Source organism: Pseudomonas sp. RL, assembly GCF_000647775.1.
GTDB lineage: Bacteria > Pseudomonadota > Gammaproteobacteria > Pseudomonadales > Pseudomonadaceae > Serpens > Serpens flexibilis.
On record NZ_JBOY01000052.1, the window covers coordinates 15,496 to 30,973 of the forward strand.

General features: G+C 66.0%; 12 protein-coding genes. 7 read left to right on the forward strand and 5 right to left on the reverse strand.

The window, feature by feature from the left end; all coding sequences use genetic code 11:
- Nucleotides 1–53: 53 nt before the first annotated feature.
- Nucleotides 54–1,133, forward strand: a complete 1,080-nt coding sequence (locus tag AS93_RS0109285) for an ABC transporter substrate-binding protein (protein WP_037008842.1) — start codon at nt 54–56, stop codon at nt 1,131–1,133.
- Here the strand turns inward: AS93_RS0109285 and AS93_RS0109290 are convergent.
- A complete protein-coding gene (locus AS93_RS0109290) occupies nt 1,121–1,333 on the reverse strand; it encodes a DUF2970 domain-containing protein (protein ID WP_027590360.1) in 213 nt (70 codons plus the stop codon). The two genes, AS93_RS0109285 and AS93_RS0109290, sit on opposite strands and share 13 nt — an antisense overlap.
- Before the next feature lie 151 nt (nt 1,334–1,484).
- On the opposite strand from AS93_RS0109290, the gene AS93_RS19075 reads away from it, so the two are divergent.
- Nucleotides 1,485–2,975: a GGDEF domain-containing protein gene (locus AS93_RS19075; RefSeq protein ID WP_155956130.1), complete on the forward strand. Its 1,491-nt coding sequence runs from the start codon at nt 1,485–1,487 to the stop codon at nt 2,973–2,975.
- Here the strand turns inward: AS93_RS19075 and AS93_RS0109300 are convergent.
- Nucleotides 2,955–3,992, reverse strand: a complete 1,038-nt coding sequence (locus tag AS93_RS0109300) for an RNA methyltransferase (RefSeq protein WP_027590361.1) — start codon at nt 3,990–3,992, stop codon at nt 2,955–2,957. The genes AS93_RS19075 and AS93_RS0109300 overlap by 21 nt on opposite strands.
- A gap of 19 nt (nt 3,993–4,011) precedes the next feature.
- Nucleotides 4,012–5,157, reverse strand: a complete 1,146-nt coding sequence (locus tag AS93_RS0109305) for an MFS transporter (protein WP_037008848.1) — start codon at nt 5,155–5,157, stop codon at nt 4,012–4,014.
- Nucleotides 5,158–5,261: 104 nt separating this feature from the next.
- On the opposite strand from AS93_RS0109305, the gene AS93_RS0109310 reads away from it, so the two are divergent.
- The 3 genes from AS93_RS0109310 to AS93_RS19080 all read left to right on the forward strand — a co-directional run bounded on the left by AS93_RS0109310 (nt 5,262) and on the right by AS93_RS19080 (nt 7,170).
- On the forward strand, nt 5,262–5,600 hold the full coding sequence (locus AS93_RS0109310) for a DUF1883 domain-containing protein (protein ID WP_175444369.1): 339 nt from the start codon (nt 5,262–5,264) through the stop codon (nt 5,598–5,600).
- 89 nt (nt 5,601–5,689) lie between these two features.
- Nucleotides 5,690–6,616 carry a DMT family transporter gene (locus AS93_RS0109315; RefSeq protein ID WP_027590364.1) on the forward strand — a complete coding sequence of 309 codons (927 nt, stop codon included), beginning with the start codon at nt 5,690–5,692 and terminating at the stop codon, nt 6,614–6,616.
- 113 nt (nt 6,617–6,729) lie between these two features.
- Nucleotides 6,730–7,170 carry a hypothetical protein gene (locus tag AS93_RS19080; protein WP_051587419.1) on the forward strand — a complete coding sequence of 147 codons (441 nt, stop codon included), beginning with the start codon at nt 6,730–6,732 and terminating at the stop codon, nt 7,168–7,170.
- A 49-nt stretch (nt 7,171–7,219) separates the two neighbouring features.
- On the opposite strand, the gene AS93_RS0109325 is transcribed toward AS93_RS19080, so the two are convergent.
- Both AS93_RS0109325 and metH read right to left on the reverse strand, forming a co-directional pair.
- The gene (locus AS93_RS0109325; protein ID WP_027590365.1) at nt 7,220–8,503 is read right to left on the reverse strand and encodes a leucine-rich repeat-containing protein kinase family protein; all 1,284 of its coding nucleotides are present in this window, start codon (nt 8,501–8,503) and stop codon (nt 7,220–7,222) included.
- Nucleotides 8,504–8,607: 104 nt separating this feature from the next.
- Nucleotides 8,608–12,300 (reverse strand): methionine synthase, encoded by a 3,693-nt coding sequence (metH, locus tag AS93_RS0109330; RefSeq protein WP_027590366.1) that lies wholly within the window; start codon nt 12,298–12,300, stop codon nt 8,608–8,610.
- Nucleotides 12,301–12,512: 212 nt separating this feature from the next.
- Between metH and AS93_RS0109335 the strand changes: the two genes are divergently transcribed.
- Nucleotides 12,513–14,738, forward strand: coding sequence for a fatty acid cis/trans isomerase (locus AS93_RS0109335; RefSeq protein WP_051587420.1), 2,226 nt, complete (start codon nt 12,513–12,515; stop codon nt 14,736–14,738).
- A 91-nt stretch (nt 14,739–14,829) separates the two neighbouring features.
- Nucleotides 14,830–15,414: a Fe-S biogenesis protein NfuA gene (gene nfuA / locus AS93_RS0109340; protein WP_027590368.1), complete on the forward strand. Its 585-nt coding sequence runs from the start codon at nt 14,830–14,832 to the stop codon at nt 15,412–15,414.
- Nucleotides 15,415–15,478 lie beyond the last annotated feature (64 nt).

Genomic DNA, 15,478 nt, shown 5'->3' on the forward strand with positions numbered 1-15,478 from the left:
AATAGCTGGCAGAATGCCAGGCTTTGTCTGGCTTCGATGGTGCGGTGTTGTCAATGAGGCGTGTAGTCACCGGGTTGTTTCTGTGCTGGATGACCTTTGCCGCCTGTGCCGCCCCGTCGGTGGCCTTCATCAATCCTGGCTACTCCAGCGAGCCCTTCTGGGTCAGTTATTCCCACTTCATGCAGGCCGTGGCCGATGACCTGGGTATGGAACTGGAAATCCATTACGCCGAACGGGATTTCAACCGCCTGCTGGCGCTGGGCAGGCAGGTGCGCGACCGCCAGCCGGACTACCTGTTGTTCGTCAATGAGATCTATGCCGGTCCCGAGCTGTTGAGAATTTTCGAAGACAGCCCGGTTCGACTCTTCAATGTGCACAGCACCCTCACCGCCTCGCAGCGCGAGCGCACCGGCAATCCGCGTGAGCGCTATCGCAACTGGATCGGCAGCCTGATTCCCAACGACGAGGAAGCCGGCTATCTGATGGGCAAGGCCCTGGCAGCCATGAAGCCACCGGGCCAGGTGGAAATGCTGGCCTTCGGCGGCGTGCCGCAGACTCCGTCGGCGCAGCTGCGCAACCTGGGCCTGCTGCGCGCGCTTGGCGAGCACCCGGACATTCGTCTGCGCCAGCTGGTCAACGGCGAATGGTCGCGCCAGCGGGCCCGGGACCAGGCGCGCACGCTGTTCGAGCGCTACCCTGCTGTCCGGCTGGTATGGTCTGCCAACGACGAGATGGCCCTCGGTGCCATCGAGGCGGTGCGCGAGCGGGGACTGCAGCCGGGCAGGGATGTGCAGTTCAGTGCGGCGAACAATTCCGCCGAGGTCTTCCAGGCGCGGCTGGAAGGTGACATCGGGGCGCTGACGTCCGGGCATTTCACCCTGGGAGGCTGGGCGCTGCTGCTGGTTCACGATTACCACCTGGGGCGGGACTTTGCCGAGAGTATCGGCGTTGACGCGTTGGGCAAGGTGTTCAGATTGCTGGACGAGGAGCAGGTGGCGCTGCTTCAGCGCCGGCTCGGCGCAGCGCCGCTGCAGGTGGATTTCCGTCGTTACAGCCGGGTTTTGCACCCTGAACGGGTCGGCTATCCGCTGGATCTGTCCCCGTTGCTCGATGTGCCGACTCAGGCCAGGTAGAGCGCCAGCTTCACCAGGCCGAGGACGATCAGTACGAAGAACAGGCAGAACAGCAGCCCGAGCACGATGAACTGCACCGGGCGGCCACGACTGAAATCGCGCGCGCGGTTCTTGCCGCTCTGCACGCCCAGGGCGGCCGCCAGCACGCTCTGCAGCAGCTCACCCCAGCCAAGGGGGCGCTTGTCGTCGTGGTCGTTCATGTCGTGCTCCTGTCGCAAAGGGTATCAGCGAAAGTAAAGCTGCCCGTGGCGAGATGGGCGCCTGTGACCGGAGTCACGGGGCGGCGGGGGCGAGCGGCTGCGCAGGGTGCCGAATGTTAAAGTCGCAGGCCAGACCGGCAGGGTGAGCGGGTTGGAGCAGGCACCACAGGGAGAAACTGAAGTGAGAATCATGGCATCGACCGACTGGGAGGCTCGCGCGCTGCGGCTGCTGGGCGTGCTGCTGCTGGTCCTGTTCACCGCCTGGCTGGGCATCGCCACGCGACCGGTCGGCCTGCTGGCCTCCTTCTGGCCCGCCAATGCCGTGCTGCTGGGGCTCTTCATTCTTCACCCCCAACTGGCCCGCCCGGAAGGCTGGATCGCCGCCCTTGCGGGCTATGTGTCGGCCGATCTGTTCATGGGCGGCGACCTGTTGTTCTCCCTGCGACTTTCCCTGGTCAACCTCGCCTTCGTGGCCAGTGGCCTGCTCTTGGTCCGGCTGATGCCCAGGCGTTTTCGCTCTCTGCGCAGGCCCAGCGGCCTGCTGGCGCTTTTTGCCATCTGTCTGCTGGCCTCGGGCTGTTCCGCGCTGGCCGCCGTTTTGCTAGGGCATCTCGTCAGCCCTCGGCTGTTCGCCACGGCGTGGGAGGCCGGGGCATCCTGGTTCAGTGCGGACCTGACCAATGCCGTGCTGATCCTGCCTGCCATGCTGTCGGCGCCGGAGTTTTTCTCGCGTCTGGCCAGCGGCAGGCATTCCAGGCGGCGGGACGACCTGTGGGAGTTCGCGCCGGTGGTGGCGCTGCTGGTCTCGCTGATGGTCTGTGTCGGTGTGGGTGGGCCGGCCTCGCTGGGCATCGTGGTGCCCGCGCTGCTCTGGTGCGCCCTGAGTTATTCCCTGTTTATCTCGGCCTTGCTGACCCTGCTGGCCTGTGTCTGGTTGTTCGTGGCGGTGAGTCTCGGGCTGGTGCCGCTGCTCGATGCGGGCAACGATTTCGCCCGGACGGTCGCGCTGCGCCTGGGCATCACGCTCTTCGCCCTGGGCCCGCTGACGGTGGCCAGCATCAACCAGGCTCGCAATCGTGAATTGCTGGCGCTGCGACAGCGCGCCGATCACGACATCCTGACCGGCGCCCTGTCGCGCCGGGGCTTTTTCAGGCGTGGCGAAGGACTGCTGCGCCAGCACAGGGGCACCGCAACCCCGCTGGTGGTGATGATGCTGGACCTCGACCACTTCAAGCGCGTCAACGACCGCCATGGACATGCGGTGGGTGACGAGGTGTTGCGTAGCTTTGCCGGCGGTGTCCGGCAGATTCTGCGTCAGAGCGATCTCTTCGGGCGCCTGGGCGGCGAAGAGTTCGCTCTCGTGCTGTCTGGCCTCACGGAGGCGGATGCGCTGGGCATGGCCGAGCGGATCCGCAGCGCGGTGGCGCGGCGCCCACTGCACGCGGGGACCGATCATGTGGTCGCGACGCTGAGCATCGGTCTGGCCTGGTATGCGCAAACGCCGGCTGGGACGCTGGATGAATTGCTGGCTGACGCCGATCGCGCGCTGTACCAGGCCAAGGATGAAGGGCGTGACCGGGTGGTGATGGTCACGCTGGCCGGGCGGGAAAGCCCCGAACTGTCAGCGTTGCCCCTGGCCTGAACGGGTGCGGCTGCCGCGCTCGGCGCGGGCGCGCAATTGGCCGCAGCCGCCGTCCACATCCTGCCCCGCCGAGTTGCGGACCTTGGTCAGCACGCCGTTGCCATGCAGATGGCGGACGATCTGGCGGATGCGTTCGCCATCCGGCCGCTGGTACTCATCCTGCTCCAGGCTGTTGTAAGGGATGACATTCATGATCGCGTACTTGCCCTTGAGTAGCCGGATGATCCCGTCCATCTCGTCCTGGCTGTCATTGATGCCCTTGAGCAGGGTCCACTGGTACTGGATCGGATAGCCGACCTCGCGAGCGTAGGCTTCGCCGCGCTCGACCAGCTCCTCGGGTGCCAGGCGCGGCGCGCGCGGCAGCAGCTGTTCCCGCAGGGCCGCATCGGTGCTGTGCAGGGACAAGGCCAGCGCCGGTTTCACACGCTGCAGCGGCAGGCGCTCGAATACCCGGGGATCACCTACCGTGGAGAACACCAGGTTCTTGTGACCGATGCCGCCTTCACTGCCCAGCACGTCGATGGCGTCCAGCACGTTGTCGAGGTTGTGGGCCGGCTCGCCCATGCCCATGAACACCACCTTCTTCACGGCGCGCTTGCGCCGGGCCAGGGCGACCTGGGCGAGGATCTCGGCACTGCCGACCTGGCGCAGCAGGCCGCTCTTGCCGGTCATGCAGAAAGTGCAGCCCACCGCGCAACCCACCTGGCTGGACACGCAGAGCCCGTCGCGGGGCAGCAGCACGCTCTCGACCAGCTGTCCGTCATTCAGCGCCACCAGCAGCCGGGCGGAGTCATCGGCACCCGGGTGCTCGGAGCGCAGGCGGGCCAGGTCGTCGAGCATCGCCTCGAGGGCCGGGAGGTTGTCGCGTACCGCCAGGGGGAGGAAATCCTGGCTCTGCTGGCGCCGGGTGCCGGTGTCCAGCGGCAGCCCGTGCAGCCAGGCACGCAGGATACGGGTGATGTGCAGGGGCTTGGCGCCCAGCTCGGCGAGGTGTTGATGGATCTGCTGGATTCGCATGGGTCGAGTGTCTGGAAGGCTAGCGAGGCAGGCGTGTCGTGCTGAACAACATGCCCAGCAACAAAGCGGCGACCATGGCGAAGGCGATGGTCAGGGAGCTGTGGTGAGCCACGAAACCCATCAGCGCCGGGCCGGCCAGGACGCCGGCGAAGCCTACCGTGGTGGCGGCGGTGACCGCCAGGTGTACCGGCATGTCCTTCTGGTGGTTCAGGGAAGAAATCAGTACGGGGGATATGTTGGCGCAGCCCAGGCCACACAGGGCGTAACCGATCAGCGCGACGATCCAGTGGCTGGCCAGCAGGCTGAGCAGCAGGCCCGTGGCGGCCAGCACCGATCCGATCACCACCACGCGCACGGTGCCCAGGCGGGCGACCACCGGCCCGCCGGCCAGACGGGCGATGGCAACCAGCGCGGCGAAGCTGGCATAGCCCAGGCCAGCCAGGGACATGGCCATGCCTGTTTCCTGGGTGAGGTAGATCGCGCTCCAGTCCAGGATCGCGCCTTCAGCCAGGTAGACGACAAAGCACAGCAGGCCCACCACCAGCACCACGCCAGTGGGGCGGGCGAACATCACGCCGCCGGCGGGCGCACGGTCCGGCAACAGGCCGCTGCGGATGGCCAGTGTGGTGACGAGGATCAGGCCGACCAGCAGTAGGGTACTGAGCGCCGGAGACAGACCGAGCGTCAGCAGGGCGGTCAGGCACGCCGCCCCGGCGATGGTGCCCAGGCTGAACATGCCGTGAAACTGTGACATCAGCGGCCGTTGCAGGGCGCGTTCCACTTTCAACGACTGGATGTTGAGCAGGATGTCCAGCACACCCAGCGTGCCGCCGAAGGCGAACAGGGCAACCCCCAGCCAGGCAATCGAATCGGTAAGCGCCATGATCGCGAGCGCGCAGATCAGCAGCGCCAGGCTACCCAGGGAGGCCAGGCGAATGCCCAGACGCGCGGCCAGCATGCCGGACAGCGGCATGCAGGACAGCGAGCCGGCACCCACGCAGAGCAGCAGCAGGCCAAAGGTGGCATCGCTCATCGGAATGCGCTCGCGCACGTAGGGAATCAGTGGGGCCCAGACCGACAAGCCGAACCCGGCTAGGAAGAAGCCGCAGTGGGTGGCCCAGCGCACCCGGGGGGCTCTGATGTCGAGGGTGTGAGAAGCAGACATGAAAGAAAAACGAGCCTCGGTAATGCGGATGCCGGGTGCCGCCCCGGGGCGGCGCAACATACCGCAAAGCGGTGGCGGGTGGGAGATTTTTGGCGCCGCGTGGTATGGTGCGCGCCCCTCGTAAGATGCCTCGACCTGCCATGAAATTCATCCACCGGCGCGAATACCTCAACGAAGACGATCTGGTGATCATCGAATCTTCCCAGCCGTGCAACATCCGGCTGATGAACGACGCCAACTTCCGCAGTTTCCGTAACGGCGGACGGCACACCTACCACGGCGGCGCATTCATCCGTTTCCCCGCCCGGATCCGCGTGCCGAGCACCGGTTTCTGGAACATCACGCTGGATACCGTGACACGCAAGGCCATCAGCGTGACCCAGAAGCCCAAGCTGGATTTTCGCATTCGCTTCAAGCGCAACACGCCCACCGACCAGGGCTGATACGCGGAACCGCTGCGTCGTATGTGGGTCGCAGCCCTGTGGGTGGCCTTGCCCGCAGGAGATCCCATGCACATCCGGTGTCCTCGTTCATGACAGTGCGCAGCTCGTCTGTGCGGTTGCGTGCCCATGCGGGGATGCTGCTCTGGGCACTGCTGGTGGGACTGTCCTTCCCGGCGGTTGGACTCCTGGGTCAGCAGCTGCCGCCGCTCTGGCTGACTGCCCTGCGCTTCACCATCGCTGCCCTGGCGCTATTGCCTCTCTATCTCCGCCAACCCGGCTGGCCTTCCGCCCGGGGCTGGCTGCTGTACTTGCTGATGGGGGCTTCGCTAGGCGGATTCTTCGCCATCATGTTCTGGGCGGCCCATAGGGTCAGCTCGCTGTCCATGGCCGTACTGTTTGTCAGCGTGCCGTTGCTGGCCTATGGACTGGGGCGCGGCTTTGGCGTGGAGCGGCCGGTGCCTGCGCTGCTGGGCTGTCTGCTGCTGGGGGCAGTGGGAGCCCTCGGGCTGGCCTGGGCTGAACATCGCTCCAGCGACCAGCTACTGCAGCCCGGCATGGGCGAGGCGCTGTTCTTCCTCGGCTGCCTGTGTTCGGCGCTCTACCCGGTACTCAGCAAGTGGGGCCTGGCGCGGGGCTGGCTGGAGCAGGCGTCGGTGCCCCGCGCGTTCTGGAGCCTGCTGGGCGGTGCGGTGATCACTGCCGGGCTCGGCCTGTTGCTGGAGACGCCTGAAAACCTGCTGGGCATGAGTCAGCGGGAATGGCTGGTGGTGGTGTACCTCGGAATCCTGTCGACCAGCGCCACCTTCTGGCTGCAGCAACATGCCACCCGGCTGCTTTCACCCGGAGGGATCGCTGCCTACGGCTATCTGGTGCCCTTCGTGGCGATGCTGGTGATGTTTTCCCGTCAGCCTGAAGCCATCGGCTGGGCCTGGCTGCCCGGCAGCCTGCTGGTGCTGCTCGCCATGGGCCTGCTGTTGCGCGAGGACCTCCATGCTCACGCGCCGTTACACAAGTAGATGCCTAACCGATTGATTTTCCTTGCGTTGATTTTATGCTTGCCCCCCATTGGAAGGCCGCAAGCCGGCCCCATATAGCGCCTATGTAGGCACAACCTCAGGAGTTACCCCGCGTGAAATCCCTCAAGTTCTCCTTTACCAGCCTGGCTCTGGCCGGCCTGCTGGTTGGCACCACCGGTTACGTTGATGATGCGGAAGCCGCCCGCAAGCGCATGAGCGCCAAGCCGGTCCCGGCCGCTCAGGCCAAGCCGGCTACCCGTTACGGTTCCTCTCCCGCCGCCCAGGCCAAGCCTGCCGCTCCGGCACAGAACGCCGCTCCGGCTGCCGCCATGGCGCCGGCCCGTACCGGTACCGCGCCCGCCGCTGCGCCTGCCGCTCCGCAGGCCGCGCCGCAGTCGGCCGGCAGCGGCTTCATGGGCAGCATGGCTGGCGCTGTCGCCGGTAGCGTGATCGGTGGCGCAGTGGTCAACACCCTGTTTGCCGACGATGCGGTTGCCGAAGAGGCCCCGGTGGCTGAAGCCGTTCCGGCCCAGACCGAGGCCGTGGCGCAGTAATCGGCTCGTTACGAAGAAAAAACCGCCAGCTTGTCTGGCGGTTTTCGTTTCAGGCCAGGGTGGCGCAGAGGGTCTGGAAGTCCGGTCGGCTGGCGACCCGTTCATCCAGGCAGGCCTGCTGGAGCTGGCGCAAGGCTTGCTGGCGCTGCGGCTGGTCATCGGCAGGGCAGTGGTCGAGCAGTTCCTCCAGCAGGCAGCCGAAGGCGCGGCTTTCCAGGCGCATCAGCCGCTGCCCCTGGGCGCTGTCTGGATCGATGAAGGTGGCGCCGCCGAAGTCGCTGAGCAGGGTGTGGCCGTCGCCGTCGACCAGCAGGTTATGGCCATACAGGTCGCCATGCAGAATGCCACGTCCGTGCAGGTGCGCCACGGCGGCCGCGGTGCCCTGGGCGATGCGCAGCGCCTGCTCCGTCGAGAGCGTCCAGCCGTCGGGGTAGCAATCCCGGGTGCAGCTGGCAAGCGACGGCGGCCCGGCCAGGGTGCGGTAGCGCGGCGGCAGGCGCTCCATCAGCAGCGCCGGCAACGGACTGTGTTTGGTGCGCAGGATGCCCTTGACGGCTATCAGATGCGGGTGCGCGCCGGCAGCCAGGCAGGCCGCCAGCTCGCCTTCCGGCAGGCCGTCGCTGGTGACCTGGCCCTTGAAAAGCTTGGCCGCCACGGCGGCGCCGTCCTGTAGCAGCCCGGCATGGATCAGCCCGGAGGCGCCCTGGCCGAGCAGCTCGCCCAGTTGCACCTCGTTCCGGGAATAGACGCGCGTGTCCGGGACGGCGGGGAAGGGACTGCACGGGTTGCCGGAAAACGCCAGCCAGCTCAGGCGCGGCAGCTCGCCGAGCCAGTCCGGCAGCGCCTCGAAGCGGTTGGCGGCCAGTCGTAGCAGTTCCAGGTTGGCTGCGTCGGCGAGGCTGTCCGGCAACGCCGACAATCGATTGCCGGAAAGCATCAGCTTCTGCAGGCGCGGGCGCTGGCCCAGCGCATCCGGCAGCCGGGCAATGCGGTTATCGGTAAGGATAAGCCAGCGCAGCTGTGGCGGCAGTGCGGCGCCGGCCACCCGCTCGATGCGGCAGGCCTTGAAGCCGACCATCTCCAACCGCGGGCATTCGCCCAATACCTCGGGGAGCTCGGTGAAGGGATTCTCCGAACAGAAGACGACCTTCAGGTTCTTCAGGCGCGGCAGGTCATCCGGCAGGCGCGACAGCCGGTTGTCGGACAGGTTGAGGACTTCCAGGCTGTCGGCCAGCGCGAAGATCTCGCGGGGGAATTCCGTCAGGTCGGCGGCCAGGTCCAGCCGACGGAGGCCGGCCAGCTCGCCACGGCGCAGTTGTTCGAGGGTATGCATGGGCGAATCAGGTGTCGAGGAAGCGTAGGGTGGACAACCGCTGTGCGTTGTCCACCGTGCAAGACCTGCGGTGGATGCGCAAAACGACATCCACCCACCGGGCCTCAGGCGTCGTAACCCAGGTTCGGCATCAGCCAGCGTTCGCTGACGTCGATGGCCTGGCCCTTGCGCCGAGAGTAGCTTTCCACCTGGTCCTTGTCGATCTTGCCGACGGCGAAGTACTGCGCCTCGGGATGGGCGAAGTACCAGCCGCTGACGGCCGCGGTGGGGAACATGGCGTAGTGCTCGGTGAGGGTCACCTGACTGATGCCGTCGGCGTCCAGCAGTTGGAACAGCGTGCCCTTCTCGGTGTGATCCGGGCAGGCCGGGTAGCCGGGCGCCGGGCGGATGCCCTTGTACTGCTCGCGGATCAGGTCGTCGTTGCTCAGCTGTTCGTCTGCCGCGTAGCCCCAGTATTCCTTGCGCACGCGCTCGTGCAGCCACTCGGCGCAGGCCTCGGCCAGGCGGTCGGCCAGCGCCTTGACCATGATCGAGTTGTAATCGTCGCCGGCGTCCTGGTAGGCCTTGGCCACTTCCTCGGCGCCGATGCCGGCGGTGCAGATAAAGCCGCCGACATAGTCCTGCTTGCCGCTGTCCTTCGGCGCGACGAAGTCGGCCAGGCTGAAGTTCGGCTTGCCGTCGGTCTTGATGGTCTGCTGGCGCAGGTGGTGCAGGGTCGCCAGCGGCTTGCCGTCCTCGCCGTAGACTTCCAGATCGTCATGGGCGACCTGGTTGGCCGGCCAGAAACCGACTATCGCCCTGGCGCTGATGAGTTTCTCGCTGATCAGTTTCTCCAGCATGGCCTGGGCATCGTTGTACAGGGCGGTGGCGGCTTCGCCGACCACTTCGTCCTGCAGGATGCGCGGATACTTGCCGGCCAGGTCCCAGGAGATGAAGAACGGCGTCCAATCGATGTACTGTGCCAGCGTGCGCAGGTCGATATCCTCCAGCACCTTGCGGCCAGTGAAGGTCGGCTTGGCCGGGGTGTAACCGGCCCAGTCGAACTGCGGCTTGGCGGCGATGGCCTGCTCGTAGCTCAGGCGCTCGGTGCGCGCGCTGCGGTTGGCGGTGCGCTCGCGGATCATCGCGTATTCCTCGCGAATCTTCGTGGCGTACTCCGGCTTCATCTCCTTGGACAGCAGGGTGGTGGCCACGCCCACGGCGCGCGAGGCGTCGGTGACGTACACCACCGCGTCGTTCTGATAGTGCGGATCGATCTTCACCGCCGTGTGCGCCTTGGAGGTGGTGGCGCCGCCGATCATCAGCGGCAGCCGGATGCCCTGACGCTGCATTTCCTTGGCCACATGCACCATCTCGTCCAGCGACGGGGTGATCAGCCCGGACAGGCCGATGATGTCGCACTTCTCCTCGAGGGCGGTCTTGAGGATCTTGTCGGCCGGCACCATCACACCCAGGTCGACGATGTCGTAGCCGTTGCAGCCCAGCACCACGCCGACGATGTTCTTGCCGATGTCGTGCACGTCGCCCTTCACGGTGGCCATGAGGATCTTGCCCTTGGCTTCCGGCTTGTCACCCTTTTCCGCCTCGATGAAGGGGATCAGGTGCGCCACGGCCTGCTTCATCACCCGGGCGGACTTGACCACCTGGGGCAGGAACATCTTGCCCGAGCCGAACAGGTCGCCGACCACGTTCATGCCGGCCATCAGCGGGCCTTCGATGACCTCGATGGGCCGCGCGCACTGCTGGCGGCATTCCTCAGTGTCCTCGACGATGAAGGCGGTGATGCCCTTGACCAGCGCGTGCTCCAGGCGCTTTTCCACCGGCAGGCTGCGCCATTCCTCGTTCTCGACTTCCCTGACCGCGCCGCCGCCCCGGTAGTCTTCGGCGATGGCCAGCAGCGCTTCGGTACCGCCGGGGTGGCGGTTGAGGATCACGTCTTCCACCTTATCGCGCAGCTCGGCCGGGATCTCGTCATAGATCTCCAGCTGACCGGCATTGACGATGCCCATGGTCAGGCCCGCCTTGATGGCGTGGTAGAGGAATACCGAGTGGATGGCCTCGCGCACCGGGTTGTTGCCACGGAACGAGAAGGACACGTTGGACACGCCGCCCGAGGTCAGCGCGTGGGGCAGGTGGTCGCGGATGAAGGCGCAGGCCTCGATGAAGTCCACCGCGTAGTTGTTGTGTTCCTCGATGCCGGTGGCCACGGCAAAGATGTTCGGGTCGAAGATGATGTCTTCCGGCGGGAAGCCCACCTCGTTGACCAGGATGTCGTAGCTGCGCTGGCAGATTTCCTTCTTGCGCGCGGCGGTGTCGGCCTGGCCGGCCTCGTCGAAGGCCATCACCACCACGGCGGCGCCGTAGCGCTTGCACAGTCGCGCGTGCTCCTTGAACTGCTCGACGCCTTCCTTCATGGAGATGGAGTTGACGATGCCCTTGCCCTGGATGCACTTCAGGCCGGCTTCGATCACCTCCCACTTGGAGGAGTCGATCATGATCGGCACGCGGGAGATGTCCGGCTCGCCGGCGATCAGGTTGAGGAAGCGCACCATCGCCGCCTTGGAGTCGAGCATGCCCTCGTCCATGTTGATGTCGATCACCTGGGCGCCGGCCTCGACCTGCTGCAGGGCGACTTCCAGCGCCTCGGTGTAGTTCTCCTCGCGGATCAGGCGGGCGAACTTGGCGCTGCCGGTGATGTTGGTGCGCTCGCCGACGTTCACGAACAGGGAGTTGCGGTCGATGGTGAACGGCTCAAGGCCCGACAGGCGGCAGGCCTTGGGGATCTCGGGAATCACGCGTGGCGCGTGCTTGGCCACGGCCTCGGCAATGGCCTGGATGTGCGCCGGCGTGGTGCCGCAGCAACCACCGATGATGTTCAGCAGACCGCTGGCGGCGAATTCCTCGACCACTTCGGCCATCTGTGCCGGGGTTTCATCGTATTCGCCGAAGGCATTGGGCAGACCGGCGTTGGGGTGGGCGGACACATGGGTATCGGCCTTGGCCGCCAGCTCGGCCAGGTAGGGACGCAGCTCCTTGGCGCCGAGGGCGCAGTTCAGGCCCACGGAAATCGGCTGGGCGTGGCGTACCGAGTTCCAGAACGCCTCGGTGGTCTGCCCGGACAGGGTGCGGCCGGAGGCATCGGTGATGGTGCCGGAAATCATGATCGGCAGCTCGACGCCCAGTTCCTCGTACACGCCCTGCACGGCGAAGATCGCCGCCTTGGCGTTGAGGGTGTCGAAGATGGTCTCGATGAGGATCAGGTCGGCGCCGCCCTCGATCAGGCCGCGGGTGGCCTCGGCGTAGTTCTCCACCAGCTCGTCGAAGGTGACGTTGCGGTAGCCGGGGTCGTTGACGTCCGGGGAGATGGAGCAGGTGCGGCTGGTCGGGCCGATCACGCCGGCGACGAAGCGCGGCTTGTCGGGGGTTTCCAGGGTCTTGGCGTCGGCCACTTGGCGGGCCAGGCGGGCGCCTTCCACGTTCAGTTCATACACCAGCTCTTCCATGCCGTAGTCGGCCTGGGACACGCGGGTGGCGTTGAAGGTGTTGGTTTCCAGGATGTCGGCGCCGGCGTCCAGGTAGGCCTTCTCGATGGCCTGGATGACGTCCGGGCGGCTCAGCAGCAGCAGGTCGTTGTTGCCCTTGACGTCCTGCGGCCAGTCGGCGAAGCGTTCGCCGCGATAGTCGGCTTCGTCCAGCTTGTAGCTCTGGATCATGGTGCCCATGCCGCCATCGAGGATCAGGATGCGTTCCTTCAGGGCCTGCTGAAGAAGGGAGAGGCGGGTGCTGCGATCGGACATGGAAAAACCTGGCGAAGAGGGTGTGACAAAAGTGCGCGCATGATAGCAAAGCTGCACGGGGCTTGAGCCGGGCGTGGTTGTGCATGAGCGCGGCTCATGTTGCAGCCACGGGCCCGCCTTCCGGATAGAATGCGCGGCCTTCCTTCAGGAGCGCCGCCGTGATCCGTCGTGCCGTCCTTGCAGTCGCCGCGCTGGCGCTGAGCCCCCTGGCCATGGCAGAACCGCTGTCCTATCAGCGGGACATCCAGCCGATCTTCACCGCCAAGTGCGTGGCCTGCCACGCCTGCTACGACTCGCCCTGCCAGCTCAACCTGGGCAGTGGTGAGGGGGCCGAGCGCGGCGCGCACAAGCTGCCGGTGTACAACGGCACCCGCACCCAGGCGCAGGACACCACCCGGCTGTTCCTCGATGCCCAGGGCGAGGCAGCCTGGCGGCGCAAGGGCTTTCATTCGGTTCTGGAAGGTCAGTCCGACCAGGCGGCGCTGATGGCGCGCATGCTGGAGCTGGGCCGCAGCCAGCCCCTGGCGCCCAATGTCCGGCTGCCCGAGTCGCTGGATATTGGCATCTATCGCGACAACCAATGCCCATTGCCGGACGAGTTCGCGGCCTACGCCAAGGCCAATCCGCACGGCGGCATGCCGTTCGCGGTGACCGGGCTGAGCGACGAGGAGTACGCCACCCTGCAGCGCTGGCTGGCGCAGGGCGCGCCGCTGGACAGCCGCTCATGGCAGCCGAGCCCACGCGAGCAGGTGCAGATCAGCGATTGGGAAGGCTTCCTCAACGGCAGCAGCCTGCGCGAACAACTGGTGGGACGCTGGCTATACGAGCACCTGTTCCTGGCCCACCTGTACTTCGAGGACGGCGAGCAGACGCACTTCTTCCAGCTGGTGCGTTCGCGTACGCCGAGCGGGCAGCCCATCGACCCCATCGCCACGCGGCGTCCCAACGACGATCCGGGCACCGATTTCCACTACCGCCTGCGTCCCGTCACCGATGTGATCGTGCACAAGACGCATATCACCTATCCGCTCGGCGCGGCGAAGCTGGCGCGGGTGAAGGCGCTGTTCTTCGCCGAGGACTGGGACCTGGAGCAGTTGCCGGGCTATGGCGTCGGTCGGCGCGCCAACCCCTTCGCGACCTTCGAGGCGATTCCGGCGCGGGCGCGCTACCAGTTCATGCTGGATAACGCCGAGTATTTCGTGCGCACCTTTATCCGCGGACCGGTGTGCCGTGGGCAGATCGCCACCGACGTGATCCGCGACCAGTTCTGGGTGCTATTCCAGGACCCGGAGCATGACCAGTACATCGCCGATGCGGATTACCGGCGCCAGGCGACGCCGTTGCTGGCCATGCCCGGCCAGCTCGACAACCTCGGCGACCTCTGGAGCCTGTGGCTCGCCTATCTGAACAAGCGCAACCAGTACGAGGAATTGCGCCGGGAACGCTACAGCGGCGCAGCGACGGAATGGGCACAGATCTGGCGCGGCAACGACAATGCGCTGCTAAGCGTGTTTCGCCATCACGACAGCGCCTCGGTGCGCAAGGGATTGATCGGCGCCGTACCGCAGACGTTGTGGTGGATGGACTACCCGCTGCTGGAGCGCACCTACTACCAGCTGGTGGTTAATTTCGACGTGTTCGGCAATGTCTCCCATCAGGCGCAGACGCGGCTGTATTTCGACCTGATCCGCAATGGCGCCGAACTCAATTTCCTGCGCCTGTTGCCGGCCGATTCGCGCCAGGCGTTGCTGGACAGCTGGTATGAGGGCAGCGGCCAATTGAAGCTGTGGCTGACCTACACGGGGGTCGACACCCGCACGCCCAGCGGCCTGACGCTGCCACAAGAGGGCGTGCTGCCGGCGTTCGCCGCCGGACTGCTCGGACGCTTCGAGTCGATCAACGCCCTGTCGGACGACCCACTGAACCGTTGCGGCGGCGCTGCCTGTGCTCGTGCGGATGGTCCGCCGGCGTTGCGCGAGGCCGAGCAGGCCCTGCGCCGGCTGGCGGCGAGCCCGGCGGCCGGGCTGCCGGTCATCCACCAGATGCCGGATGTCACGCTGCTGCGGGTGTCGCTTCCGGATGGCTCGCGGGTGATCTACACACTGTTGCGCAACCGCGCGCACAGCAACGTGGCCTTCATGCTCGGCGAGTCGCTGCGCTACCAGCCGGAGAAGGACACCCTCACGGTCTATCCGGGCCTCCTGGGCAGTTATCCCAACTTCCTGTTTTCACTGTCTGCCCAGGAGGTGCCAGCCTTCGTGGCGGCACTGGAGCAGGCCGGCAGCGCCGAGGCGTTCGCCGACATCGCATCGCGCTGGGGCATTCGCCGCAGCCATCCGGCCTTCTGGGACTACTTCCATGACCTGAGTGCCTACCTGCGGGAGCAGGAGCCACGGGAGGCTGGCGTGCTGGACATGAACCGTTATCGGAACCTGTAGCCAGAGGGCGCTCAAATCCGACTTGAATACTTGGACTTAACCGCCAAAGCCCTTTGGCGTACACTGCGCCGCATGTACGCGAGGAGTTGCCATGAGCACCATCACCATCACCGAATCCGCTGAAAAGTACCTGGCCGAGCTGCTCGAGAAGCAGAACACCCCCGGCATCGGTATCCGCGTCTTCATCACCCAGCCGGGCACTCCCTATGCCGAAACCTGCATCGCCTATTGCAAGCCCGGCGAGCAGAAGGCCGAGGACACCGCGCTGTCGCTGGCCAGTTTCACCGCCTGGATCGATGCCGTCAGCGAGCCCTTCCTGGAAGACGCCGTGGTGGATTACGCCACCGACCGCATGGGTGGCCAGCTGACCATCAAGGCGCCCAACGCCAAGGTGCCGATGATCAGCGAAGACAGCCCGCTCAACGAGCGCATCAACTACTACCTGCAGACCGAGGTGAATCCCGGTCTGGCCAGCCATGGCGGCAACGTGAGCCTGGTGGACATCGTGGAGGAGGGCATTGCCGTCCTGCAGTTCGGGGGCGGCTGCCAGGGTTGCGGCATGGTGGATACCACTCTCAAGGATGGTGTGGAGAAGACCCTGATGGAGCGCATTCCGGAGCTGAAGGGTGTGCGTGACGTGACCGACCACAGCAACCGCGAGAACGCTTACTACTAGTCGGCAGGTAGCGGTTAAAGAGCCTCGCTTCGGCGGGGCTTTTTCATGCCTGCGCGTCAGTCGC